This window comes from Roseobacter sp. MED193 (assembly GCF_000152965.1).
GTDB lineage: Bacteria > Pseudomonadota > Alphaproteobacteria > Rhodobacterales > Rhodobacteraceae > Pseudophaeobacter.
The window spans coordinates 100,705-122,980 of sequence record NZ_AANB01000013.1 but is presented as its reverse complement, the minus strand read 5'-3'; the positions used below and the strand labels follow the sequence as shown (position 1 = coordinate 122,980).

The window sequence follows — 22,276 nt, the reverse complement described above, 5'->3', positions numbered from 1 at the left end:
AAGAGATGCTGAGCGCGGCCCGATACTTCAGCCCCGGTCCGGGTGCTGCCATCAGGATGTCGGACACTCCTCGACGCTGAAAACCACGGGCAGCTTGCGCGGTTCGGTGCGGAATTGCATGTAGCGCTTCATCTCCTCCCGCCCGCAGGTCATGCTGAAGAAGAACCGCAGCGCCACGATCCGCACGTTGAACGTCGACGGGGTCACCCCGCTGTCTGTCATGTGCAGCTGATACGCGCGCAGATCTTCCGGTGTCGCCGTGTCGGGTGGCCGCCCAAGAAAGGCCGCGAAGTCCTTGATCGCCCGGATGTGGGACTTCTGCGCCTTCTCGCCCATCCCACGGATGCGCATGTCATCGATCATCCGCTGGCGCAGCGGGGTTACTCTCTCCTCTGTCATGGGAACCTCCTGTCGGTTGATTGAGAAGGCCCCAATCGTCAGACAAGTCAGTCAGATCGCAAAATGCGCGCTGTTACGGAGGGCTCAAATCCATCAGCCGCAAGCGCCATTGCCGCGGAGCGGCTTAGTCCAAGGGCCGTCACCGTCACCGTCGCCCAAGCCGTCCCAGTCTCGCCAGCTGCGCCAGCATTTTTGATCCCGAGTCTGCGGATCCTGTGCCGCCTCCGGAACCCGTCTGTCCCATGCCTTGCCGCACTGGCATTTGCTGTACGCCAAAGAACTGCCGCGCCCTGAGGGCTGCGTATTCTGCGCCACTGGCCCCGCCGATGAGGTAGCGATTGTAGGCCTGCTGGCTTCCCATGGCGGCGCGGGCAAAGCTGTAGCCGCCGCTGAGGCCACCGGAGAGGGCGGGCATCATGATGTTGCCGGAGATCGCGCGGACGATGAAGGGCGTGGCGATAATGAAGCCCTTGGCCATGAGCACCATCATGAAGAAGGGGATGAGCGCGCCGATGTTTGAGGCTCCTTCGGGATCGCCTAGTTCACCGATGAGCGCGGAGGAAACGCCTGTGATCGTTGCGAACACGCCTGCGACGACGATGGGGTATAGCGCAAAGGAGATCAGCGCGGACAGCCAGCGCGCGAAATAATCCTTGGTGACCTCGAAGAGGGTCAGGAAAATCATCACCGGGGCGATCCCGATCAGAAGCGCGATCATCAGTCGGGAGGCCACGAGGATGAAGGCGGCCAGTCCGCCGAGGATTGAGAGCAGAAGCACACCGACGATGTCAAGCATGGCGCCAGCCATCCAGTTCAGCTCGGACCCGGCAGCGTTTAGATAGTCGCCCAGCTCCGCGATCAGCCGGTCGAATTCCTCCGCGAAGGTGCCTGAAGGGCCCGGGCTGCCGCCGCCGACGGAGGCCACGAGCGCGCCCGCGATACTGTCGATCCCATAGAGAATGGCAGATGAGAACGCGTTGAACTGCATCCAGTTGGTCGCGAATATCCCGATGAGCCCGATCTTGACCGCGAGCCAGAAGGCTGTGTGCCCATCCATGGCCCGGTATTGATAGATCATGTTGATTCCGACGAGGATCACCACCAACGTTGTCCCCAAAACCAGGAGCGTGCCGACCGTTGCCGCAACCGCACCAAACTGGGTCTCAGCGGCGGTGTCGAGATAGGCCTGGGAGGTTTCAACGAAGTAGGTGACGACACTCATCGCGGGATTGCCTTACCAATTGCCTGCGGCGTCGCAGATGGCCTTGGCGGCAGTTCGGGCGGCGTTGGCGCGGCGATTGTAGCCTTCCGAGGCTTCGAGCATTTCCCACCGTTCGTCGCTCGCGTAGCTCTCCCGAAACATCGCCTCGGCCGCGTCCCAGGACGGGAACCGGGTCGCGCAGTCGCAGTTGCCGATCTCGACGACCCGCTCGAGGTTTTGGGCACGGTAGATGTCTTGGACCAGCACGCGCTGATAGGCTTGGCGCAGGGGGATTTCTTGCATCCAGCTGAGTTCAGCGGGGCGGTCCGGACAGACATCGAAGCGGCGCTCCAAGGTAGGGACTAGGTCGCGCTCGGCGAACGCGGGGGTGAACGTCAGGCTGAGGCCGAGGGCGAGCGCAGCCAGGGCGAGGCGAAACCGCGTCACTCTCATGCCGCGGTTCCAACTGTTGTCGTTTCGCGCTTCAGAAACACTGTGTGCCCGACATTGGCGAATTCCGAGGAGCTGATCGACACCACCTCCCAGCCTTCTGCACCTTTGGCATTCAGGCTGGCCTGCATGTCGGAAAGGCCGGTCTTACGAGTCATGGGAAAGGACAAGATATCGTATTCAAAGGTTTTCATGGGGAAGTTCCAATCTCAGTTGCGCCGGGCAGGTAGAATTCGGTGATGCCGCGTTTGCCGTCATGGCGGCCGGCCTGGATGATCACATCGATGGAATTTTCGATGTACTGGATCATGTCGGCATAGGTCATCGGGATTTCGGTCTTGAGTGCCGCGATCGCGAGCCGCTGCACGGCGAGTTGCGGGGTTTCGGCATGCAGTGTGGTCATGGAGCCGCCATGGCCGGTGTTGATGGCTTCCAGAAAGGTCATGGCCTCCTTGCCGCGCACCTCGCCCAGGATGATCCGGTCGGGGCGCATGCGCAGCGTGGCGGTGAGAAGCACATCGGCGGTCTGGAATTCCGCGTCACGATTGGCGATGAGGGTCACGGCATTTGGCTGGGTCGGTAAAAGCTCGGCCGCTTCTTCGATGGTCACGATGCGTTCCTCGGCCGGTACGTGAGAGAGGATCTTGCGCGCGGCGACGGTCTTGCCGGTGGAGGTGCCACCCGAGACGATCATGTTGAGTTTATTCTCGACGCAGAAGGCAAGCGCATCATCGATCAATCCGGCAGCCACCACGGCGCGCAAGGCGCGCTTCTTTTCCACGCGCAGGTCTTCGAGCTTGCGCTCTTTTCCGTAGAGGAAATCGAGCGCAATGCCCTCGAGTGGCAGGCTCGAGAAGAACCGCAGGCTGATCGACATGGCCGAGAGCACGGCGGGCGGGGTGATGACCTGCGCGCGGATCGGGCGCCCCTTGTAGGTGATCGAAACCGAGACGATGGGGCGGTCCTTGCTCATCGTGGTATTGGCAGAGGACGCGATCTGGTTGCCGAGGTCCCTGACCTGAACGCTCGTCAGCCTCTGGTCCAGTGCGCGCATGAAGTGATCGCCCTGGAATTCGCCCCAGCAGGTGCCATCAGGGTTGATGCAGATCTCGATGACATCGTCGCGAGCGGCGGCGTCGATCCGGTCGAGCGAGGTTTCGAGATAGCTCAGCGACATGGGCTCAGAATATCTCCAGATCGCGGTCGACCATGACCGTGACGCGTGCGCCTTGGTCGACATAGATGACGGGGCCGATGGAGAGGTAATCGCCAATGACGCTGTCCGTGGCATCTGCCAGATCATCGCCAACGTCTTCGAGAACGTCGGCGGCAGTCTCATCCTGGACCTCGGAGGCGGCGGCACTTGGTGCGGCGGAAATCAGCGAGATCAGGGCGGCCGACCCGAAACGCGCGGCAAAGCGCGTGTCTATGAGCCCCGTGACACCGGAACGGCCCAGTTCATCGCCCCCGAAGGAGCTGATCTGGACGGTTTGGCCCGCGGGCAGGATGATCCGGTCCCAGGCGATCGTGACGCGACGCTGCGCGATATCGACGCCGGCGCGGTAGCGCCCGATGAGACGGGATCCGCGCGGGATCAAAAGGCGCGTGCCATCCACGCTGTAGACATCCTCGGACACCACGGCACGGGTCTGGCCGGGCAGGGAGCTGTCGAGGGCGGTTTCCATGATGGCCTGGATCATGGTGCCCTGGATGATGGTGTTAGAGGGATTGGCGATCACCTCGGCCTGCGTCACGGTGGAGGGCAACGCACCGTTCAGCACGAAATCCGTCACCTCGCCGAAGGTGCGTTCGGTCAGAGCCGTTTCATTCGCTCCGGACGTGCCGCCAAACGCGACGGTGGGCGAGGCGATGCGCCGCTCCTGGAAGGCGCGTTCCTCCGCGGCGCGGCGCTCCAGCTCGGCCATGCGCCGGGCTTCTTCCTCGCGGCGAAGTCGCTCTTGCTCGCGTGCGCGCAGCTCATCTTCCGTGGGGCCCGCTGGGGCGGGCTGGGGTCGGCTGGCCTCGAGTTGGGCCAGTTCCAGATCCATGCGGAGTTGCTCAAGGCTGCGATCCCGCGCCGTCAGTTCGTCCTGGAATCGTTGCTGTGCGGCTTCCGAGGCGGCTTGTAGCGCCGCGATCTGAGCAGTCAGCGCGTCGATCGCCTCTGCGGCGGCGGTGTCTTCCTCGACAACTGGTTCAGGGGCGTTGCGCAACTCCTCGATCTGGGCCTGCAGGGCGGTGATCTGCGCCAGAAGCTCCGCGTTGGGCTCGACGGGGTCTGGTCCGACGAACACAACCTCGGGCTCGGGCGGGGGCAAGGTCTCGATAGCGCCAAAGCCATCCCCTTCGTTTTGGAAGACGTCCGGAGTGGCCGTCGGCAAGGCTTCCTCTTCTTCGGGCTGTGAGAGAAGATAGAGCAGGGCACCACCTGCGCCGATGACGAGGACCACGATCAGCGCGAGAAGGGGCGACCGGCGCTGCGCCGCCGTGGGGGCGCGGGCACTGCCTTTCTCAAGGGCGGCGAGGCGTTTTTCCAGCTCGGTGTTCCCGGTATCGCTCATGAGGTGGCCTCCGCGGGCGGGATCACCTCGATGCAGACCACCTCTTCGCCCAGTCGCAGGACCCATTGGCGGTTCACGCCGCTGACGCGGATCACGCCGTCTTCAGGAGTTTGCGTGTTGACCGTGCGCTCGCGGCCGCCCGCGTAGCGGAAGATCGCGGGCACAGGCGCGTTTCTTGGAAACGCGAAATACGTGAATGTCCCGTCATCCCAGATGCGGGTTGGCGTAAACTCGGTCCGCGCGCTGGCACCGTAATTGTAGTTTGGCGCTTGGGCGGCGATGGCCCGGGTCGGGCGCGCATCGTCATCAGGATAGCGGAACTGCACCACATAGAAGGTCGGGCTGCGAACCTCCTCGACGTTGAAATAGTAGCTTCGCCTGTTCGTGTAGACCGTCACATTGGTATGCACCCCGCGCGCCACAGGCTTGATCGCGAAGGCCTGACCGCCCGGGACGCCGTCGATCTCAAACCCTTCCGTGTCGCCTGCGATGATCGAGCGGATGCTTTCGCCCTCGCCGAACTCGATGGTGGTCACATGGGTGAGCGACACGCTGAGACGGTAAACCTGACCCTCCTGGTAGGTGGCCAAGCGCACCCGGCTGTCGTTGGGACCGCCACGCGGGATGGCTTCGGCAGAGGCGAGGCCGGGCAACAGGGCAATGACAAAAATAAGCGATCTTATAAACAACAACGTCAGTTCTCCAATCTGTCGGAGCGGATGGAATATTCGAGGACGGTGAAGCCGAATGGATTGGTCCAGACCTCGTCGATGGAGCGGCGGGTCTCGGGGCGGAACTCGAAGAGAAGGGTCGCGGTGAAGAGCCCGGTTTGGGTGCCGTTGATGGAGGTCAGACGCTTGCGCAGGCGCACCGTGGCGCGGTTGGTGCCGATCCGGTTGATGCTGAGGATTTCCACGTCGAGCCGGGCATTGGGGCCATAGACGGTCGGCGGATAGTTTTCATTTGCGCTGTTCCAGATCTGGCGCAGCCCGCTCTCGGCGGCCCCGTCAGAGCGGCGCAGGACGCTGCGGATGCGCAGGTCGTTGTCGAGCTGGTTGTAGACCTCGCGGTCGGTCACATAGCGGAACACTTCCGCCTGGATGATCGCCTGGTTGGCGGTCACCGAGGAAGCGCCCACCGAGGCTTCGGGGAGTGCAAAGCCGGTGGCGGGATCATAGGGGACAACGACGGGGGGCGGATCGACATCGAGGATCGAGACAGCTGCCGCGCTCAGACAGCCGATGATGCCGAAGACAAGGCCTATCAGGCCAAGACGCTGCGAAAGCCGTTCACGGCGCAGGGCACCGTAGACCAGCTCTTCCTCGATGATCTCTTGTTCACTCGCCACCATTCATGCCCCCGCTCGGCGTTTCGAAATGAGTTGAATCGGTTCTTCGCTGCCTCTCGCTGCGCTCGAACGCGAAAACCGATCTTTGATTTTGTGGATCAATTTCGAAACGCCTTAGTCGGCCCGGAGGTTTGGCAAGGTGAAATCCATGAAGCGCTGCTCTTCGGCGATGGTGGCGGCATCGATCACGCCGCCGGTGCCATCGCCCACCGTTTGAATCGCTTCCAGCTGCCACATTGCCACGAGGGCGATGGCCAATTCAGCTGTCACGCGCGTGTTGAGATCGACGCTTTGCTTGAGCTCTTCCATGTCGTCGATGAGACCCACAAGGCGGTCGACCCGCTCGAGCGATTGGCCGGCATCCTCATAGCTGTTCTGGGCCGCCGCCGAGACAAGGGCACCGGTGGTGGCCTGCGTCGCCACACGGTTGGCCCCGGGATTGCCGCTGGTGGCCATTTCCGAGAGCGTGTCTTCATCGAAGCCGAGATCGGCCAGCACCCGGTCCATCTGGGTTTCGATTTCGCCTGCGCCGGAGCCCGAGAGTCCCGAGAAATCCCCAGTCTTGATCGCCTCAATCGTGGCGAGGATGTCCCCGAACTCTTGGTCGAGCAGACCGTTCAACTCGTCTTCCATTTCCGTCCGGATGATTTCTGGAAGCTCGGCAAGTCGGGTCAGGGCCTCGTAGGTTCTTTGCAGCTCCGCGAGTTGGTCCGTGAGTGTCGCAAGCTGTTCGCGGAGCTGCGTCAGCTGCTCGTTTTGCAGGATCTCGTCTTCGATCATCTGCCGGAGCTGCTGGATGTTTTGCGCGATATTCTGGGTGTCGACGACCGGTACACCTTGCGCGAGGGCAGGGGATAGGGCGCCAAGATGCAGACCGATCCCAAGTGTCGTGGCCAAGGCCGTCCTCACGAGCAAAGGTCCCATCATTCAATCTCCCTGATCGTAAAATCCATGAACGCGCCTTCGGCCATGCGGGCGCTGGCCTGGGCCAGCTCCTCGGCAGAGAGGACGCGGGTGCGTGCCGCCTGAAGCCGGATGCGGGCGGCAACGAGGCGCACCAGTTCGGCTCGGGCATAGGTGTTGAGCGCGATGCTTTCTTGCACGTCTTCCGTCTCGGAAATCCGCTCGACGATGTCCGCAATACGGAAGGCGGCCTGCCTAATCGCCGCAGGGGAATTGTTGCCATAGAAGGCCGCGCCGTGCCCGGTGATTGAGAGGTTCGCATTGGCGAGAAGTGCCGGATCAATCGTGCCGAGCGCTTCGATCCCGCCGATACGGCTCAGGTAGAGATTGTAGCGTTCGGGAATGACCTGAACGTAATGCTGGGTTTCGGCAAAGGGCGGGACGCCACCATATTCGAACACCCGGCCGGGTCCCGCGTTATAGGCCGCGAGCGCATTGATGATATTGCCGTCGAAGGTGTTGAGCTGTGTCGCGAGATAGCGTGCACCGCCATGCACCTGCAGGTAGGGGCTGTCATAGTATTCCGGATTGATGCCCAGATCGCTGGCCGTGCCCGGCATGATCTGGGTGAGACCATAGGCGCCGACGGGAGAGCGTGCACCGGTGGTGAAACGGCTTTCCTGCCAGATCAGCGCTTGCAGCAGCGCGCGCCATTGGACGGGGGAGAGCCCTGCGCGTCCAACACCCGCAAAGCCGCTGGTCTCCTGAGCCACGCGGATGATGAGCTGCTCGATGGTCTCAGACGCATCCCCGAACATCTGCGCACCGCCGGGATTGGGATCGATGTCGGCATTGCCATAGACCGCCTCGACTGACCGGGCCGGATCCCCGCTGCCGCTTTCCAGCCCCGAGACCATAGCCGGCAAGCCCTGACCGCCGAAGCTGGTCTGGGCATCGAGGATGCGTTGCAGGGTTTCCAGCTGCTCCCGTTCGATCTCGGCAATGAGTTCGCGCACGGCAAGCTTGTCGGCCTGAACGGCCAAGTCAGCCTCGCGATCGCCAGTCTCGACGATGTCACGCGCAATCAGCCCACTGTCATTGGTCGGCACGCCTTGAGACAAAGCGAGACCGGGCAGCAGGCAAAGTGCCAGGATATGAGGCAGGCTAGACTTCAATGTCGCCCTCCAGTGCGCCAAGGGGCGTGAAGGTGCAATCAGGCGAGATGGCTGTCGTGGAGGCGAGGAAGGTGAAGCAATTGGCCTGCGGTTCCTGGTACTGGGCACAGGAGGCCAACGCACCGAGCGCAGCCAAAGCCAACAATTTGGCGTTTCGAGATTGTCTTGAATCGTTTGTTCGCTGCCTCTCGCTGCGCTCGAACGCGAAAAACGATGCAGGATTTTTTGGTGAAATCTCAAAACGCCATATACGGATCATGAAAGCCTCCAGAAATCAGTGCGGTCGCGGTAATCGGCACCCACGAGCGCCTCGCCTTTGTCCATGCCGCCAAGGATGGTGAGATTGGGTCCAAGCGCGCTCAGATCGGCATCGACGACGATCGAGCCCTGATCGTCGCGGATCAATGCGAGGCGGCTGTTGCTGCCCGTGTTGAGAAGGACGTCGAGCTCCTTCTCCGTGAGGTTCAGCATGGCGTAATCCGCAGGCTGCGCGCGGATATTGGGCAGCAGGATCTGCGTCGGAACGGCCTCGACGATGGTCTTACCGGTCCGGGTGCGCTCGAGCTGGCTTGCGTATTGCGTCATCATCACCGCGACGGTGTTCTGCTTGCGCGCGGTCACCAGCCAGTTCGACAGCCGCTCGGCGAAATACGCGTTATCGAGGGCCTTCCAGGCCTCGTCGATCACGATGATGGTGGGACGGCGGTCCTCGATCTCGCGTTCGACCCGGCGGAAGAGATAGGAGAGGACCGCCATCCGTTCCTTGTCGGCCTCGCTGTCGAGAATGCCGGTCAGATCGAAGCCCACGACATCGCCCTTGAGGGAGAACGTGTCCTCGAGGCTCTGCCCGAAGATCCAGCCATAGCGGCCGTCTTCGGTCCACTCGAGCAGACGCTGGTGCAGATCGCCGCCATCGTCGGTGGACACAAAAAGCGATGCGAAATCCCGCCAGTTCCGCAGGGCCGGATTGGAGGCCTGCGCGTTCTGGCGCACCACTTCCTGGATGCGATTGGTCTGTGCCGGTGTGAGCGGCTTGTCAGCGCGGTAAAGAAGCGTGGCAAGCCAGTCCGAGAGCCAGGCGGTGCCGCGCGCATCGGTCTCGGTCCAGAGCGGGTTGAGACCCGTGGGCTGGCCGGCGTTCAGGGACGCGTAGCGCCCGCCATTGGCGCGCACCGCCATCTCCATGCCAAGACGGTAATCGAAGACGAAGATCCGCGCCCCTGCGCGACGGGCCTGGGTCATCAGAAAGGCGGACAGCACCGATTTGCCCGAACCGGGCCGCCCCATGATCAGGGTATGCCCGCTGGTCGGTTCTTTGTCGGGCGATCCCTGCTCGTGATAGGAAAACCGGTAGGCGCTTTGCTCCGGCGTGGGCAGATAGGTGACGACCCGGCCCCAGGGGGTAAGTGCTGCAGGTTTGCCGAGCTGTGTCCGGTGGAAGGCCGCGAAATCCGCGAAGTTGCGATTGGTGACGGCGCTGGCACGCACGCGCTTGGGCTGGTTGCCGGGATGCTGGCTCAAGTAATGTGCCTTGGCCGCGACCCGGTCGCCGATCATCTTCACGCCTTCGGTTGCGGCGGCGTTCACGATCTCCGCGCTGAGGGTCTGCAGCTCGTCCAGTGTGTCGCAGAAGAGCGTCACGACCATGTGGTGTTCGCCGAAGCTTTGGCGCTTGGCCTCGAGATCATCGGCGGCGATATCGAGGGCTTCCAGGAGCGAGAGGGCTGCATCCTGGCTGGCCTGCATCTGGCGCTTTTGCCGCTTGATGCGGCCCGCCATGAGGTTCGAATTGATCGGCGTGAAGGAATGCGTGACGATCATGTCGACCGGCAGGTTCAGCATGTCGAACATGGTGCAGGAGGTGCCTTCCGAGTATTCTCCGATGGTGAAGCTCTTGCCGTAGCGGTGGCCCACGACGCCCTCGGAAAGCTCGAAATGGTCGCCGTGAAACGTCACGCGGGTATTGGCGACGTTGAAGGACAGAAAGCCGTAGGTGTTTGCCGGGTAGAGCGGCAGCTCGGTGCCCGTGTTGAGCGCGCCCAAAAAGCCCACCAACTCTCCCGATCCGGCTGATAGCAGGCGCGGCTTGAGCTCGGTAAGCCCCGAGAGGAAGACGTTCACGGCCTCACCGAGGCGCTGCTGGCGTTTGCGGGTCTCCTCTCTCAGCCGGTCCGGCGCGCTGCGGCTGAGGAACGGCAGGAGGCTTTTCGGAGGCGGCCGGTGAATGACGGTGAGCGTCAGTGTTTTGTCGCGGAGCCCGCTGGTCTCGAGTTTCGCGCGCCAGCGCCGGTCAACCTCGCCTGCGAAGCTGTCCTCACGGATCGGGTCGAGATCAGGTTTGATGGCCTTGGAGACCTTGTGGACGTAATAGCTGAATTCCGGCCCGAGCTGCGCGACGATGCGGGCAAAAAGTGCCGTCACCTTGTCGAGATAGGCATCGTCGGTCGTGTAGCTGTTGATCCCCTCGAGCCGGATGCAGCGGAAGAGCTCGTTGACCCGGGTGCGCACGGTCTGGTCGTCGACGAGGCTCACATAGGGCAGCATATGCGCAAGGCGGGTCTCGCGCGCATACCACTCTGGCGTCATCGTGCGGGGATCGAGCGCTGCATCACGGGCGTCATCACGGGGCATAGCTGTCCCCGCCGTGGATGGACCGGTTGCGCGTGGGCGGTGTCTCCTGCAGCGCCGTCATCATCACGTCGATGAAGCGCGGGTCCCAATCGGCGGCCTTCCAAAGCACCGGATAGAGCAGGGCCGCGACAGCCAGCACCGCGATATGCTGGACCCAGACGAACAGGAGCACCGAGCCAAAGAGCCAGACCATCGCGTACATGATGGGCAGGCCCAGAAGCTTCGGCGGGCGCACGAGCCCAAGAAAGAGGGGCGAGCGTTCAGCCACCGGCAAAGACCGCAGCAACAATCGTGGGGGCTGCCGCAACACCGGCGATGCCGACAAGCACCCAAAGCGCCTGGCGCAGATCGATGATGTTGAAGAACCAGCTGAGAAAGACCCCGAGAACGGCAAGCGTCGCGATGACAACGCCAAGTGGGCCGGTCAGCGCATCGACGATGCCCTGCAACAGGCTCTGGATCGGGGAGAGATCAATGCTCTGGGCGAGGGCGGGTTCGGCAATCAGCAGGAATAGCGCCAGCGAGGCGACAAAGAGGTGTGAAATCTGTTTCATGAATTTGATCCTTCCAATCGGGCCACGACGGCCATGACGCGGGCCACGTGGTTCTGGGTTTCTCGGTAAGGGGGAATGCCACCGTGTTGGCGCACGGCGTCCGGCCCCGCGTTGTAGGCCGCCAGCGCCAGATGCGGATCGCCGAACGTCTCCAGCATCATCGCGAGGTAGCGGGCGGAGCCGTCGAGGTTCTGCAGCGGATCACGCGGGTCGACGCCCAGATCACGCGCCGTCGCTGGCATCAATTGACCAAGGCCAATGGCACCTGCACTTGAAATCGCATCCTGCCGGTAGGCGCTCTCAACCTCGATATTGGCCCGATAGAGAGCCAGCCAATCCGTCACGGAAAGCCCCGCGCGACGCAGGCCGGGATGGCCGGCATAGCGCAAAGCCGTGGTCTGAATCCCGGAGAGGACATCTGCGTGGGGCAGGGGAGTCGGGCGGGCAAGGGCCGCGACTTGGACGCCCTCTTGCTCGGCCTCTAACTCGCCGAAGATAGCGATCCCATCGTAGGCCGAACCCTGACCAATGCCGTCATTGTAGTTCCGGGCAAAACCGCTCTGAGACCGGGATGGGGTCAGAGAGCCGTCGCTCTCCATGACCAGGACCATTTGCGCTGAGGCTGGCGCGGCGACCAGCCAGAGACAGACAAGGCTAGGTGTCAGCGCCCTTGTCTGATGGGGCTTTTTCTGACGGCGCAAGTTTGTGCGTACGGCTTGTGCCCGCCTCAAGCGGCAGATCGACATGCGCAAAGCCAAGGCCAATGAAGAATGACACCACGCCGGAGATCGTCTTGAACTCGCGGATCTTGATATCGTTGTAGGTCGTCCGAGTGCGGGCGGTGACGAGGAGCTTTTCCACGCCTTCGTTGGTGACCACACGCATGATCCAGACCCCGTAATAGCTGGGGCCTTTCTTGTGTGCCGACTCCTGGCACAGGATTTCTGCGCTATAGCCGCTTTCCACGAGTTCGCGGAACCTGGCTTCCGTAACCACATTTGGTGCTTCGATGTCCCAGTTCATGGCCCGGCTCACGCTTTCTCCAATGGCGCGACCCCAGGCATTCCTACTTGAAGCCCAGAGTTACGATAGTATATTATCAACCGCAAGATGTAATATCGTGCTTTAGCTGTAGTTTGGTCACGCAAACACTAGTCACGGCCAGTGTCTGCGATCAAGGAGATAACAGGTTTGAGAAACCCAAGGTTGACATGCCTGCTCCCATTGCAAGCTATGGCCCTTCTGATCTGCGTTCCCGGACCGGTTTTGGCGGAATCCTGCTTTGCGCCATCCCGCCCTTTCCTGCCAAGCGATTCGCAGGCCGCGCGGGACTATGCGGATATCATCCGTGGCGATTTCGAAGACTACATCCAGGATATCCAGAGCTACTTCCGTTGCCTCGACAGCGAACGCGCCCGCGCTTTCGAGGAAGCGCGCGAAGTCAGCGAGGAATATGGCCGATTTCTACAATCGGTAGGGGATTGATGGGCAACCTCGGGAGCATCAGACTTGCAGCCCATGGAAACCAGACGCCGATAACACCCTCATATATCTACTTTTTAGATAACAGATTTCATCCGCTAGCGACGTCACAAAAGGTATGTGACGCGTGGCAAAGACAATCAGAAGCAAAGGGCAAGTGGCACTCTGCCAGGCGTTGGTCGACGCGCGCATCAAAGCGGGCCTCGGCCAGAAAGACTTGGCGGACAGGCTCAAGTGCCATCAATCTCTCGTGGCACGCATTGAGAGCGGCGAACGCCGGATCGACGTCGTCGAACTGGTCGTTCTGGCGCGCGCCATCGGCTTTGACCCGTTCGAGGTTCTGGCGATCGTTGAAGCCGCCACGGAGCCCGACCACAGGATTTGAAGCCAATGAATTGTTGAGAACGCGGGAACCCATTTTCCCGGTCTGATGATCATTCCCTCCTCGAGGACCAGTTAGCCAACATTAACGAAGCCCGGCGCGCGGTCGTAGTGAACGCTCTGCAAACCCACGCCGCAATTCGCAGCGCCACAGTGCAGGAAGTCAGTAAACAGTGAACGAAGATAAGGGTGAGGGCGTCGCGATCGCCAATCTGATCGGGACCGATGGGTGCAGTGTTGTTGGTTGGGTTTATCGCTGGAGGACAGGATCACATGCGGTGATGTGGGACGTCCAAGGGCCCCGGCCGGTATCGGAAACCCGGCCGGATATAAGTGACGAACAGAAGCAAGAAATCGACTTCGATGCACTCATGCGGATTTGAAAAAGTGACAGTGGATAGGCTTCTCAGGCAGCCGCCATTTCATATTGATGGAAAGGGTCTGCGAGCGTACCGGTCATTGGAGAAGATGGCAGCGAAGGTCTCGAAGGAGCCCATACCGGAAGTGCTCCTGCGCAAACGCTCGCAAGTGCAGCAATTCGGACGCCAAAATTGTTAGCTGCGCCGCAGAGAGAAAAGCAGCCATTCGTTGTAGGTGCAGCGAAATCACGATGGGCTACGACCGAGTTGTGGGACAAACTGACCTTTGATCTGGATTATTGATTGAAACCGACATTCCGGTCGCTGCGTGGCGGGATGCTCATCCTGGGAAAAGCAGTCTACTGTCATGACCGCCTCAACATATACAGACGCACCGTCGCTGTCCCGCACTCTCCAAGGGATCACCTGTGTGCTTGCGGGCATGGTGCTGTTTGTCGGGCAGGACGTTCTAATGAAGGGTATGTTGACACATTACCCGGTGTGGATGCTGATCTTCAGCCGCTCCATCGTCGCTTTGATGACCTTGCTGCCGCTGGTCCTGTGGCTAGGTGCGCCGCATCGTATTTTAACCCCTCTTTGGCCTTGGTATCTAGCACGTGCCATGCTCTTTGCTTCAGGCTTCGCGATGTTCTATACCGCCTTCCCTTTTATGGGCCTTGCCGAGGTCACGACACTGTTCTTCGCCGCACCCCTGATGACTGCGACTTTGGCAGCGCTGTTTCTGCAGGAGAAGGTTGGAGCGCACCGCATTGCCGCGCTGCTGGTAGGGTTTGCAGGCGTTGTCATCGCGATGAACCCCACAGGCGGAAATTTTGGCTGGATTTCGGTTCTTCCGCTTTTTTGCGCACTTACCTATGCAATCAGCCAAATCATTGTGCGAAAGATCGGAGAGCAGGACACATCGCTCGTCATCGGGCTATACACGATCTCGTTCTCGGGTTTTGTAATCGTTCCGATGGGATTTGTGGTTACGCAAATGATTGTGGTCTCGCCAGAACTAAACCATTTGCGCATGAGTTGGCCGGTGCCAAATGTCAAGGGCATCGCTATGCTGGCTTTACTGGGGGCAATCGGAACGGTGGCCTATACATTGGTCTCGCGTGCATATCAGATCGCCAGCGCGAGTGTGATCGCACCATTCGACTATAGTTACCTGCCGTTGGCAGCCATCCTCGCATACCTGCTGTGGGGGGAAATCCCACCCCATACGACCTTCATTGGCATGGTACTGATCATAGTGAGCGGCATGTACACAGCCTATCGTGAACTTCGGGTCAATCGCTCCGCAGACGACAACCCACCCACGGCTCAGACGGTTTTCACCCCAGGCGCGCCTTCTGTGGTATTGGCGGACGCGTTAGATGCTGAGGCCATGGAACTGGATGAGTTTGACAAGAAGTTACCTTAATCTGCCAGCAGCCTCGGCTGATACTGGTTGAACGAGGATACTGCCGAAAACGCGGCTCAACGCTCGAAAACTAGAATTAGGAAGAACACCGTTTTTGCGACGTGCAGTTGCATACGCAAAAGTTATCTTGACAACTGACGGGCTCGTGTAATTCTCAGAAAGTTCTGTCTAAGAAGGTTATGAAAATCACATGCAAGTAAGTGTTCGCGACAACAATATTGACCAAGCTCTTCGAGTGTTGAAGAAAAAACTACAACGCGAAGGTGTATTCCGCGAAATGAAGCTGAAGGAACACTTCGAAAAACCTTCCGAGAAAAGGCTGCGGGAAAAAGGCGAAGCAATCCGCCGCGCCCGAAAACTTGCGCGAAAAAAACTGGAACGCGAAGGGTAGCTACACGTCCCTTTGGCTAAAATCACGCAATAGCAACACATACAGCGGAACCCCAAGTGCAACAATCATCACGCGCAAGTGGATCTGATCACTGATGCAACGCACCGACCCACGGCAGATCCATCAGGAATAGGTTGTTCCCAATCCCCTAAGGTAACGTGATCGGCGGCGGCCTACGTCGCTTGCCTGACAGAGCGTTTCCGGCGATCGCCGCAAGCAAAACTGCGCCGCCTGTCAGTGTGTTTAGCGTGGCGGTTTCGCCGATGAACAACCAGACCCATAACGGGCCAAGCAGAACCTCAGCCAGTGACAACAGCGCAAGCTCCGCTGCAGGAAGGCTGCGAGACCCCAGTGTATACAGGATCAACCCTGCGCCGACCTGAAACACCCCCATGCCCATGGCAATGCCGCCATCCCGGACCGACAACACCAGGGACAAATCCAAAAACAGGCATATGCCTGACGTCACGATGATGCCGAACAATCCGGACAGAAACACCGACGGCAGCATTTCACCCGATTTCCCCCACCGCAGCGACACAGTGAAGACCGCAAATCCAAAGGCGGACCCCAAGGCCGCCAGACTGCCCTTCAAGGCAACGCCTCCAGATTTATCTGCGACCATGATCGCGATACCGGCAATGGCAACGGCTATGGCCACCCAGGTGGCAGGGCGTACACGTTCACGCAAGACGATCCACCCCAGAACTGCCGCCATGAAAGGCGCCGTAGCAAAAAGCAGCATGGCATTTGCCACGGATGTCGCCTGAATCGCATATATCCCGCCGGAATAGGCAGCCACCAGCGACAGCCCCGCAATCGCCGCTGGAAAGCCAGTGCGGCGAATCTGGGCAAAGGGGCTTTCTCCGGACCGCATGCGAATAAAAACGTAGAGCAGAACTGACAGGCTGGCCGAACGGTAAAGCAATATCTGCCACACAACCGCGTCTTCGATCAGCCGTATTCCAAGCCCGACGGTCGACCAAAGCACGCCAGCGGCAAAGACAAACAGGACACCAAACCGATGCCCGTCCGTGCTGTTTGACGGTTGACTCATGACAGTCATTTGGTCTCCGAAACACATTTCTGTCTCATTGCTAGCGATATGGCTGTCGCATTAGCCTTCCTTTTGCGACACCGAAACTGTTCGTGGTACATAGATGCCAAGGAATGGCCTCTGACCAGCACCTTCTGCCAACGCCGCGAATTGGTACTTCGTCCCGCACTATGTAAGTTCACGCACGGCGCAGCGAAGGTCGGTCCATCCTGAACCAGCCGTTGGCGATCTGCGCAGCGAAGGTGTCAAAAGAGCCAGTTCCGGACATGTCCAGCCTTTATGCATTGGGTCAGTCCAACTTCGGGACTCTGAAACGGTTGTCTACTCTCAACCTGCGACCCAATATCAATGATATCAAATGCGCAATTCGCAAATGGCGCGGGTCCGCAACAAGGAAATCCGAATGCTCCCGGGGCTTGTTCGGAGCTATCTGCTTCAGAAAGCCTTCGCGGCATAGCTTCCTATCCGGGCATCGCCTGGGACTTAGGCAGGGTCGGATCCATAACGTCCCAAGGCTGTGCACTTTTGACAAAGATATCGCGACTTGGGGTGTACCAACTCGGATCGTCCAGACTGCCGGCATAGATCACGATCGCACCCTCGCCAGCGCCATTGATCAGAAACAAGGGCGAGCCGCATGTCGCACAGAACCCTCGGCGCATGGCATGTCCGCGATCAGCGGGGCGGTCGAACCAGCTTGGCTCGCCCGTTTCAATCGTAAAGTCGGATTGTTTGACCAGAACCGCCGGGAAATAAGCGCCCCCTGTTGCTTGCTGTCAATGGCGGCAATGGCAGTTGCCCATGTATCGCGCAGGACCTGTTGAGCGGTAGCGGATTGCACCGCAGGCACAGCCGCCTGTAAAGCTATCTGTCATCGTTACTCCTTGCTGCGCTGGCCATTGTTTCTCGCATCAGAGTGACGCTGCCACCGTGATTGTGATCAAAGACCCTATCGACGAATAGAGAATAGCGCGTGCGATGGCGTCAACCCGCACACCATAGTTTAGCGCGAGCATGAAGCACATGGCCCCGCAGGGGGCGGCGGCCACCATCATGGCTGGGTTGCGTACCTCGGGCGTCAGTTGCAACACCCCGGCAAAGATGGCCCAGGCCAGCAATGGGTGAACCACCAGCTTCACACCCGCAATGGCCACTGGCAACATGGCGCGCGCGCCGCTGGCCTTCTGGCTCAGAATAACGCCAAGCGCGAACAACAGCACAGGCGAGGCTGTTGCGCCCAAGAAATCCGCGAAGATATCAAAGCCTGTGGGTACCGAGACGCCCAACAGTCCGATCACTAGGCCAAGTACCATGGCAACCAGCGGTGGATTTCGCGCGATCTTTCCCAACGTGTGCCCAAGAGAGGCCCCCTTGGTGGACAGAACGTCCATCAGGATCAAAGAACAGCTGAAAATCAGGATTCCGTCCATGGAAATGATCGCGACAATCGGCGTTGCGGCGGTCTCTCCGAATAGGGTGACCGCAATCGGTAGAACGAAGAGGATGTGGTTGGTCAGGGCGATGGCCAGACCTAGAAGGGCGGCCTCCATAACATCGGTCTTGAAGACCAGCCGAGCGATCAGAAATCCGACCGCATACATCACCATTTCGGTGACGAAATACCCACCCAGCATGGCAAAGTCGAACTCTGCCAATGGGGCATTGGCCAGCAATTGAAACCCCAGTGCGGGCATTGCGACAAACATCACAAATTTGTTCAGGGCCATCGCCATGTTGAAATCGAAAGTGCCGCGTAGGCCAAACACGTAGCCAAGCGCGCCAATCCCAAACACCGGCAGCACGCCGTTCAGCAATTGGTCGAGCATGGCGTCTCTTTCTGCTTGTCTGTTGGAGGACCGGCCTGTCTGGAACCGTGCAGGCTGTCGGCTGTCACCATGTTTCGGCGAAGGGGCGGATATCCATCTCGTGGGTCCAGCCGTCGCGCGTTTGGTGGTGCAGGGTCCAATAGGCTTCGGCAATGCTGTCTGGGTTCATTAGCGTGTCCGGGGGCAGGGTATCGGGATCTTTGCCCGATTGTCGGACCCGGTCGCGCACAAATGCGGTGTCGACGCCCGCATCAATGACCAAGTGCGCGACATGGATGTTTTTGGGGCCCAACTCGCGCGCCATGGATTGGGCAAGTCCCCGCAGCGCGAATTTGCCTGAGGCGAACGCGGCATATCCCGCACTGCCGCGCACGGAGGCCGTTGCCCCGGTGAAAAAGATCGAGCCTTTCTGCCGTTCCACCATGTATTTTGCAGCTTCACGCCCCGAAAGAAACGCAGCGTAGGCACACATTTCCCAAACTTTGCGAAAGACACGTTCGGTTGTGTCTAGAATGGGAAACCGCACATTGCCGCCGACATTGAAAATGCAGATCTCTATCGGCCCGATCTCAGCCTCGACATGCGCGAACATCTCGGTCGTGGTTTCTTCCTTGCGGGCATCCCAGCTGAACCCTTGGGCGCTGCCGCCCGCGGCCTCAATTTCGGCGACCAGGGGGGCAAACATTTCCCCCCGTCGGCGACCCATCACAACATGAAACCCACCTTTGGCAAAACGCCTGGCAATGGCAGCACCGATGTAGTCTCCGGCACCGATGATCAGACAGATGGGCTTTGCGGTCATATCGTTACTCTATGCTGCTTCTGCCGTCTGGAAGGCGGAGCGGGCCTCTAGTCGATCCGCGTAGGCTAAGAGGTTCGGCAGGTTTTCGAACGCCGCACCAAGGCGACGCGACATGACGACTGCGTGTCCGGTGATGGTATCCGCAATCGTGAAATCCCCGGCGAGAAAGTCACGCCCTTCCATATGATGCTCGACCGCCGCGAGCGTGCGGTTCAAAAGCTTGAGCGCGCGCGCGGCGATCTCATCATTGCGCCGTTCGGGGGGAAGCAGGATGGTTTCGACCACATAGTTGTTGATCGGTGGCATGATCATGCCCTCGGCATAGTGCAGCCATTGCAGGTATTCGGCAAAGTTCTGGGCGTCAGGTGCAGCAGCCAAGTTGGGTGCATATTTGGCCGCCAGATACTGTGCAATTGCGGTGCTTTCGCTGATCGTGATATCGCCATCAACCAGTGTGGGCACCCGGCCATTAGGATTGATCGCCGTGTAGTCCGGACCGCGCATTTCTTTCTGGCCCAATGTGAATTTCACCAGCTCATAAGGCTGACCCATTTCTTCGAGCAGCCAAACCGTGCGCACGGCGCGTGACTGGGGGGCAAAGTAGACTTTCATTTGAGGCCTCTCGAATATGCGACGGGACTTGTTGACAAGCAGGAGACTTCAACTTTTGAAGTTAGTCAATTTAAAAAAAGAAGTGACTGTTGATGAGCCGCTCTGACCTTCCGTCGCACACCTGCACCATCGCGCGCGCCGTTGCGCAAGTCGGCGATGAATGGACGCTTCTGATTGTGCGGGAAATGTTCCTTGGGACTCGACGCTTTGACGATTTCCTGCGCCTCACAGGCATGTCGTCTCACCTTTTGGCGCAACGTCTAAAGAAGCTGGAAGCGGAAGGGGTGATCCGCCGCGCGCCATATTCAGAACGCCCGCCACGGCACGATTACCGCCTGACGGAAAAGGGGCGCGACCTGTGGGCGGTGATCATCGCGTTAAAGCAATGGGGCGATCGCTGGTTGGGCACGGATGACACCCCTGTGCAGATCACGCACAAGGCTTGCGGCAAGGTTGTCAGGCCCCACATGACCTGCCCAGATTGCGGCGAGCGCATAGAGGCCCACGACGCCGAAGCTCAGCTTTCGCACACTTTTGAATTGGAACGACAGGCCGAAAGGCGTGCGCCCTGAAATCTGCCAAAGGTCAAACATATGGACTATGAAACATTACGTCTTGAGATCACGGGCGGCATCGCGACAATCACCTTGGACCGCGAAGACAGCCCGGCCAACGCACTGAACGCGCGCATGGCCGAAGAGTTGTTTGACATTGGCGTGCGTTGCGGTGCGCCCGACGTGCGCGCCGTGATCGTTACCTCCAATGGTAAGATGTTTTGCGGTGGCGGTGATTTAGCTGAAATGGATGCCGCACCCGACAAACACGCGCATCTGACCCGAATGGCAACGGTGCTGCATGCAGGGTTGATCCGGCTCGCCCGGATCGACGCACCTGTCATCATGGCTGTGAACGGAACCGCAGGCGGTGGTGGGTTCTCCTTAGTGCTATCCGGTGACTATGTCATCGCGTCCGAAAGGGCCAAGTTTGTCTCGGCCTACACGTCCTCCGGGCTGACACCGGACGGATCATCGACCTACTACCTTGCGAAACACGTCGGGTTGCTGCGAGCAAAAGAGCTGATGCTGACAAATCGCGTCCTGACAGCTGACGAGGCTCAGGCCTGGGGCCTGGTCAACAAGGTGGTCCCGACAGAGACCGTGATGGACGAAGCCCGAGCAATGGCGCAATGCATCGCCAGCGGGCCGACCAAGGCTTTTGGCGGTGTGAAAAGACTTCTGGACACGGCATTTTCAGATGGCTTGGAAACCCAGCTGGATCGCGAGACGCGCTCTATCGCCGACATGATGCGCACAGCGGATGGTCCTGCCGGGATCGCGGCTTTTCTGGCCAAGGAAACGCCCCGGTTCGAGGGGAAGTGATCCGGTCTTCAGCGACAGCGTATCGGGCAAAGTTTCAAACATCGATAGGGGGCAGTAATGAAGACGGATGAAGAAAAGACACCAGGCCTTCGGGCGGCCATTTTGGCTGGGTGTATGGTGGCCTTTCTGGGATTTGGATTTGCCGCCACCTTTGGCGTTTTTCTGACCCCCATGTCTCAGGACCTTGGCTGGGGTCGAGAGGTATTCTCTCTTTCCGTCGCTGTCCAACTTCTCACTTGGGGATTTGCCCAACCCATTGCCGGGGCGGTTGCAGACAGGTTTGGAACGGCGCGGGTTCTCGCCTTTGGCGCAATATGCGCAGGTATCGGATTTGCCCTGCGTGGGATGACGACCGATCCGACGGCATTTGTCCTGACCGGCATTTTCGTTGGGGCAGGCACTGGGGCGGCCTCGTTTCCAATCGTGATCGGCGCCCTGGGCAAGATTGTCAGTGCGGAACGTAGAAGTTTCATCTTGGGTCTGGGGACCGCAGCGGCCTCGCTTGGGATGTTTGTCGCGGCACCCACGGCAACAACGATGATTGGCACAATCGGATGGCAAACCGCTCTGATCGTGATCGGATGCAGTTTTGCACTCATCCTGCCTTTCCTGATCTTCATCGCGCGCGTGGCGAAGCCAACCGCATCTGGGTCAAGCGCGAGCGATTTCGGCCACGCCTTGTCGGTTGCCTTCACCGACCGGAGTTATCTTTGCCTGTTCTTCGGCTTTTTCGTTTGCGGGTTTCACGTGGCGTTCATCCAAACCCATTTGCCCGCCTATGTCATGGATCTTGGCCTTGCCGCATCTATTGGGGCCTGGTCGCTGGCATTGATCGGCCTGTTTAACATCGCCGGGTCGTTCTTCGCGGGATGGTCGGGCCAGCATTTGTCAAAGAAAGCCGTTCTTAGCGGCATCTACTTTGCGCGCGCCGTGGTGATCTCGCTGTTTGTTCTTGTGCCGGTCACAGAGGTCAGTGTTCTGGTGTTCTCGGCCGTAATGGGCCTGCTTTGGCTTTCAACCGTGCCGTTGACGATGGGACTGGTGGCGCAGACCCAAGGATTGAAGTTCTTCTCAACCTTGGCGGGTCTTGTTTTCTTCAGTCACCAAACTGGCAGTTTCATCGGTGCTTGGCTTGGTGGTCGCATCTATGACGTTGCACAAGACTACACGCTGATGTGGTGGGCTGCTGTGGTGCTGGGCCTGTTGGCCGCTTTGATCCACCTCCCCATTCGCGAAGAGCCGGGTCCACTTGCGCGGGCTGAAGCGAGGGGGTGATGCGTGATCCGAAAGGTAGACAGACTCAGAAACTGCCTCGTCCCGCGACTGAAGCGTTGGA

Annotated in this window: 27 protein-coding genes and 2 pseudogenes; 8 read left to right on the top strand and 21 right to left on the bottom strand. The window is 59.8% G+C overall.

Annotation, left to right across the window (positions count from 1 at the left end):
- The 16 genes and pseudogenes from MED193_RS02570 to MED193_RS02495 all read right to left on the bottom strand — a co-directional run.
- A pseudogene (locus MED193_RS02570) lies at positions 1-399 on the bottom strand (site-specific integrase); the annotation flags it as partial.
- Between the two features lie 145 nt (positions 400-544).
- A complete protein-coding gene (locus MED193_RS02565) occupies positions 545-1,621 on the bottom strand; it encodes a type IV secretion system protein (RefSeq protein WP_009808070.1) in 1,077 nt (358 codons plus the stop codon).
- Positions 1,622-1,633: 12 nt separating this feature from the next.
- Positions 1,634-2,053: a hypothetical protein gene (locus MED193_RS02560; protein WP_009808069.1), complete on the bottom strand. Its 420-nt coding sequence runs from the start codon at positions 2,051-2,053 to the stop codon at positions 1,634-1,636.
- Entirely contained in the window at positions 2,050-2,244 is a 195-nt protein-coding gene (locus MED193_RS02555; protein WP_009808068.1) for a hypothetical protein, read from the bottom strand. The genes MED193_RS02560 and MED193_RS02555 overlap by 4 nt, the downstream gene beginning before the upstream one ends.
- Positions 2,241-3,227 carry an ATPase, T2SS/T4P/T4SS family gene (locus MED193_RS02550; protein ID WP_009808067.1) on the bottom strand — a complete coding sequence of 329 codons (987 nt, stop codon included), beginning with the start codon at positions 3,225-3,227 and terminating at the stop codon, positions 2,241-2,243. The genes MED193_RS02555 and MED193_RS02550 overlap by 4 nt, the downstream gene beginning before the upstream one ends.
- A gap of 4 nt (positions 3,228-3,231) precedes the next feature.
- Positions 3,232-4,611: a TrbI/VirB10 family protein gene (locus tag MED193_RS02545; RefSeq protein ID WP_009808066.1), complete on the bottom strand. Its 1,380-nt coding sequence runs from the start codon at positions 4,609-4,611 to the stop codon at positions 3,232-3,234.
- Positions 4,608-5,303: a TrbG/VirB9 family P-type conjugative transfer protein gene (locus tag MED193_RS02540; RefSeq protein WP_009808065.1), complete on the bottom strand. Its 696-nt coding sequence runs from the start codon at positions 5,301-5,303 to the stop codon at positions 4,608-4,610. The genes MED193_RS02545 and MED193_RS02540 overlap by 4 nt, the downstream gene beginning before the upstream one ends.
- Before the next feature lie 2 nt (positions 5,304-5,305).
- Complete coding sequence (locus MED193_RS02535; RefSeq protein WP_009808064.1) at positions 5,306-5,962, bottom strand: virB8 family protein; 657 nt, start codon at positions 5,960-5,962, stop codon at positions 5,306-5,308.
- Between the two features lie 111 nt (positions 5,963-6,073).
- On the bottom strand, positions 6,074-6,883 hold the full coding sequence (locus MED193_RS02530) for a type IV secretion system protein (RefSeq protein WP_009808063.1): 810 nt from the start codon (positions 6,881-6,883) through the stop codon (positions 6,074-6,076).
- On the bottom strand, positions 6,883-8,037 hold the full coding sequence (locus tag MED193_RS02525; protein WP_009808062.1) for a lytic transglycosylase domain-containing protein: 1,155 nt from the start codon (positions 8,035-8,037) through the stop codon (positions 6,883-6,885). Before MED193_RS02525 ends, MED193_RS02530 begins: the two co-directional genes overlap by 1 nt.
- Entirely contained in the window at positions 8,027-8,296 is a 270-nt protein-coding gene (locus MED193_RS02520; RefSeq protein WP_009808061.1) for a hypothetical protein, read from the bottom strand. Before MED193_RS02520 ends, MED193_RS02525 begins: the two co-directional genes overlap by 11 nt.
- Positions 8,293-10,668: a type IV secretion system DNA-binding domain-containing protein gene (locus MED193_RS02515; RefSeq protein ID WP_009808060.1), complete on the bottom strand. Its 2,376-nt coding sequence runs from the start codon at positions 10,666-10,668 to the stop codon at positions 8,293-8,295. Before MED193_RS02515 ends, MED193_RS02520 begins: the two co-directional genes overlap by 4 nt.
- Positions 10,658-10,936: a type IV secretion system protein VirB3 gene (locus MED193_RS02510; RefSeq protein WP_009808059.1), complete on the bottom strand. Its 279-nt coding sequence runs from the start codon at positions 10,934-10,936 to the stop codon at positions 10,658-10,660. Before MED193_RS02510 ends, MED193_RS02515 begins: the two co-directional genes overlap by 11 nt.
- Entirely contained in the window at positions 10,929-11,222 is a 294-nt protein-coding gene (locus tag MED193_RS02505; RefSeq protein WP_009808058.1) for a TrbC/VirB2 family protein, read from the bottom strand. Before MED193_RS02505 ends, MED193_RS02510 begins: the two co-directional genes overlap by 8 nt.
- On the bottom strand, positions 11,219-11,833 hold the full coding sequence (locus MED193_RS02500; RefSeq protein ID WP_009808057.1) for a lytic transglycosylase domain-containing protein: 615 nt from the start codon (positions 11,831-11,833) through the stop codon (positions 11,219-11,221). The genes MED193_RS02505 and MED193_RS02500 overlap by 4 nt, the downstream gene beginning before the upstream one ends.
- A 43-nt stretch (positions 11,834-11,876) precedes the next feature.
- The gene (locus MED193_RS02495) at positions 11,877-12,245 is read right to left on the bottom strand and encodes a hypothetical protein (protein ID WP_009808056.1); all 369 of its coding nucleotides are present in this window, start codon (positions 12,243-12,245) and stop codon (positions 11,877-11,879) included.
- 210 nt (positions 12,246-12,455) lie between these two features.
- Between MED193_RS02495 and MED193_RS02490 the strand changes: the two genes are divergently transcribed.
- The 5 genes from MED193_RS02490 to rpsU all read left to right on the top strand — a co-directional run bounded on the left by MED193_RS02490 (position 12,456) and on the right by rpsU (position 15,264).
- Positions 12,456-12,707 carry a hypothetical protein gene (locus MED193_RS02490; RefSeq protein ID WP_009808055.1) on the top strand — a complete coding sequence of 84 codons (252 nt, stop codon included), beginning with the start codon at positions 12,456-12,458 and terminating at the stop codon, positions 12,705-12,707.
- 124 nt (positions 12,708-12,831) lie between these two features.
- Positions 12,832-13,089 (top strand): helix-turn-helix transcriptional regulator, encoded by a 258-nt coding sequence (locus MED193_RS02485; protein WP_009808054.1) that lies wholly within the window; start codon positions 12,832-12,834, stop codon positions 13,087-13,089.
- 169 nt (positions 13,090-13,258) lie between these two features.
- On the top strand, positions 13,259-13,468 hold the full coding sequence (locus MED193_RS23375) for a hypothetical protein (RefSeq protein ID WP_039965751.1): 210 nt from the start codon (positions 13,259-13,261) through the stop codon (positions 13,466-13,468).
- A gap of 343 nt (positions 13,469-13,811) precedes the next feature.
- The gene (locus MED193_RS02475) at positions 13,812-14,873 is read left to right on the top strand and encodes a DMT family transporter (protein WP_009808053.1); all 1,062 of its coding nucleotides are present in this window, start codon (positions 13,812-13,814) and stop codon (positions 14,871-14,873) included.
- A gap of 190 nt (positions 14,874-15,063) precedes the next feature.
- On the top strand, positions 15,064-15,264 hold the full coding sequence (rpsU, locus tag MED193_RS02470; protein WP_009808052.1) for a 30S ribosomal protein S21: 201 nt from the start codon (positions 15,064-15,066) through the stop codon (positions 15,262-15,264).
- Positions 15,265-15,412: 148 nt separating this feature from the next.
- Here the strand turns inward: rpsU and MED193_RS02465 are convergent, their stop codons facing one another.
- The 5 genes and pseudogenes from MED193_RS02465 to MED193_RS02445 form a co-directional block, all read right to left on the bottom strand.
- A complete protein-coding gene (locus MED193_RS02465; protein WP_009808051.1) occupies positions 15,413-16,330 on the bottom strand; it encodes a DMT family transporter in 918 nt (305 codons plus the stop codon).
- A gap of 452 nt (positions 16,331-16,782) precedes the next feature.
- Positions 16,783-17,085: pseudogene (locus MED193_RS02460) on the bottom strand (GFA family protein); the annotation flags it as partial.
- A gap of 147 nt (positions 17,086-17,232) precedes the next feature.
- Positions 17,233-18,147 (bottom strand): AEC family transporter, encoded by a 915-nt coding sequence (locus MED193_RS02455; protein WP_009808049.1) that lies wholly within the window; start codon positions 18,145-18,147, stop codon positions 17,233-17,235.
- A 64-nt stretch (positions 18,148-18,211) separates the two neighbouring features.
- Entirely contained in the window at positions 18,212-18,949 is a 738-nt protein-coding gene (locus MED193_RS02450) for an SDR family oxidoreductase (RefSeq protein ID WP_009808048.1), read from the bottom strand.
- A gap of 9 nt (positions 18,950-18,958) precedes the next feature.
- Complete coding sequence (locus MED193_RS02445) at positions 18,959-19,561, bottom strand: glutathione S-transferase family protein (protein ID WP_009808047.1); 603 nt, start codon at positions 19,559-19,561, stop codon at positions 18,959-18,961.
- Between the two features lie 92 nt (positions 19,562-19,653).
- On the opposite strand from MED193_RS02445, the gene MED193_RS02440 reads away from it, so the two are divergent.
- Genes MED193_RS02440 through MED193_RS02430 form a run of 3 tightly spaced genes read left to right on the top strand, consistent with a single transcriptional unit; the run spans position 19,654 to position 22,215 of the window.
- Positions 19,654-20,133: a helix-turn-helix domain-containing protein gene (locus MED193_RS02440; protein ID WP_009808046.1), complete on the top strand. Its 480-nt coding sequence runs from the start codon at positions 19,654-19,656 to the stop codon at positions 20,131-20,133.
- Positions 20,134-20,154: 21 nt separating this feature from the next.
- On the top strand, positions 20,155-20,940 hold the full coding sequence (locus MED193_RS02435; RefSeq protein ID WP_009808045.1) for an enoyl-CoA hydratase/isomerase family protein: 786 nt from the start codon (positions 20,155-20,157) through the stop codon (positions 20,938-20,940).
- A 57-nt stretch (positions 20,941-20,997) separates the two neighbouring features.
- A complete protein-coding gene (locus tag MED193_RS02430) occupies positions 20,998-22,215 on the top strand; it encodes an MFS transporter (RefSeq protein WP_009808044.1) in 1,218 nt (405 codons plus the stop codon).
- Positions 22,216-22,276: the final 61 nt, after the last annotated feature.

What these genes read in the sequence shown, in the direction of transcription:
- MED193_RS02550 (WP_009808067.1), bottom strand. Translation starts at nt 3,227, where the DNA reads ATGTCGCTGAGCTATCTCGAAACCTCGCTCGACCGGATCGACGCCGCC.
- MED193_RS02465 (WP_009808051.1), bottom strand. Translation starts at nt 16,330, where the DNA reads ATGACTGTCATGAGTCAACCGTCAAACAGCACGGACGGGCATCGGTTT.
- rpsU (WP_009808052.1), top strand. Translation starts at nt 15,064, where the DNA reads ATGCAAGTAAGTGTTCGCGACAACAATATTGACCAAGCTCTTCGAGTG.
- MED193_RS02515 (WP_009808060.1), bottom strand. Translation starts at nt 10,668, where the DNA reads ATGCCCCGTGATGACGCCCGTGATGCAGCGCTCGATCCCCGCACGATG.
- MED193_RS02445 (WP_009808047.1), bottom strand. Translation starts at nt 19,561, where the DNA reads ATGAAAGTCTACTTTGCCCCCCAGTCACGCGCCGTGCGCACGGTTTGG.
- MED193_RS02495 (WP_009808056.1), bottom strand. Translation starts at nt 12,245, where the DNA reads ATGAACTGGGACATCGAAGCACCAAATGTGGTTACGGAAGCCAGGTTC.
- MED193_RS02530 (WP_009808063.1), bottom strand. Translation starts at nt 6,883, where the DNA reads ATGGGACCTTTGCTCGTGAGGACGGCCTTGGCCACGACACTTGGGATC.
- MED193_RS02450 (WP_009808048.1), bottom strand. Translation starts at nt 18,949, where the DNA reads ATGACCGCAAAGCCCATCTGTCTGATCATCGGTGCCGGAGACTACATC.
- MED193_RS02545 (WP_009808066.1), bottom strand. Translation starts at nt 4,611, where the DNA reads ATGAGCGATACCGGGAACACCGAGCTGGAAAAACGCCTCGCCGCCCTT.
- MED193_RS02475 (WP_009808053.1), top strand. Translation starts at nt 13,812, where the DNA reads ATGACCGCCTCAACATATACAGACGCACCGTCGCTGTCCCGCACTCTC.
- MED193_RS02435 (WP_009808045.1), top strand. Translation starts at nt 20,155, where the DNA reads ATGGACTATGAAACATTACGTCTTGAGATCACGGGCGGCATCGCGACA.
- MED193_RS02560 (WP_009808069.1), bottom strand. Translation starts at nt 2,053, where the DNA reads ATGAGAGTGACGCGGTTTCGCCTCGCCCTGGCTGCGCTCGCCCTCGGC.
- MED193_RS02520 (WP_009808061.1), bottom strand. Translation starts at nt 8,296, where the DNA reads ATGATCCGTATATGGCGTTTTGAGATTTCACCAAAAAATCCTGCATCG.
- MED193_RS02430 (WP_009808044.1), top strand. Translation starts at nt 20,998, where the DNA reads ATGAAGACGGATGAAGAAAAGACACCAGGCCTTCGGGCGGCCATTTTG.
- MED193_RS02565 (WP_009808070.1), bottom strand. Translation starts at nt 1,621, where the DNA reads ATGAGTGTCGTCACCTACTTCGTTGAAACCTCCCAGGCCTATCTCGAC.
- MED193_RS02500 (WP_009808057.1), bottom strand. Translation starts at nt 11,833, where the DNA reads ATGGTCCTGGTCATGGAGAGCGACGGCTCTCTGACCCCATCCCGGTCT.
- MED193_RS02535 (WP_009808064.1), bottom strand. Translation starts at nt 5,962, where the DNA reads ATGGTGGCGAGTGAACAAGAGATCATCGAGGAAGAGCTGGTCTACGGT.
- MED193_RS02455 (WP_009808049.1), bottom strand. Translation starts at nt 18,147, where the DNA reads ATGCTCGACCAATTGCTGAACGGCGTGCTGCCGGTGTTTGGGATTGGC.
- MED193_RS02490 (WP_009808055.1), top strand. Translation starts at nt 12,456, where the DNA reads ATGGCCCTTCTGATCTGCGTTCCCGGACCGGTTTTGGCGGAATCCTGC.
- MED193_RS02555 (WP_009808068.1), bottom strand. Translation starts at nt 2,244, where the DNA reads ATGAAAACCTTTGAATACGATATCTTGTCCTTTCCCATGACTCGTAAG.
- MED193_RS02440 (WP_009808046.1), top strand. Translation starts at nt 19,654, where the DNA reads ATGAGCCGCTCTGACCTTCCGTCGCACACCTGCACCATCGCGCGCGCC.
- MED193_RS02505 (WP_009808058.1), bottom strand. Translation starts at nt 11,222, where the DNA reads ATGAAACAGATTTCACACCTCTTTGTCGCCTCGCTGGCGCTATTCCTG.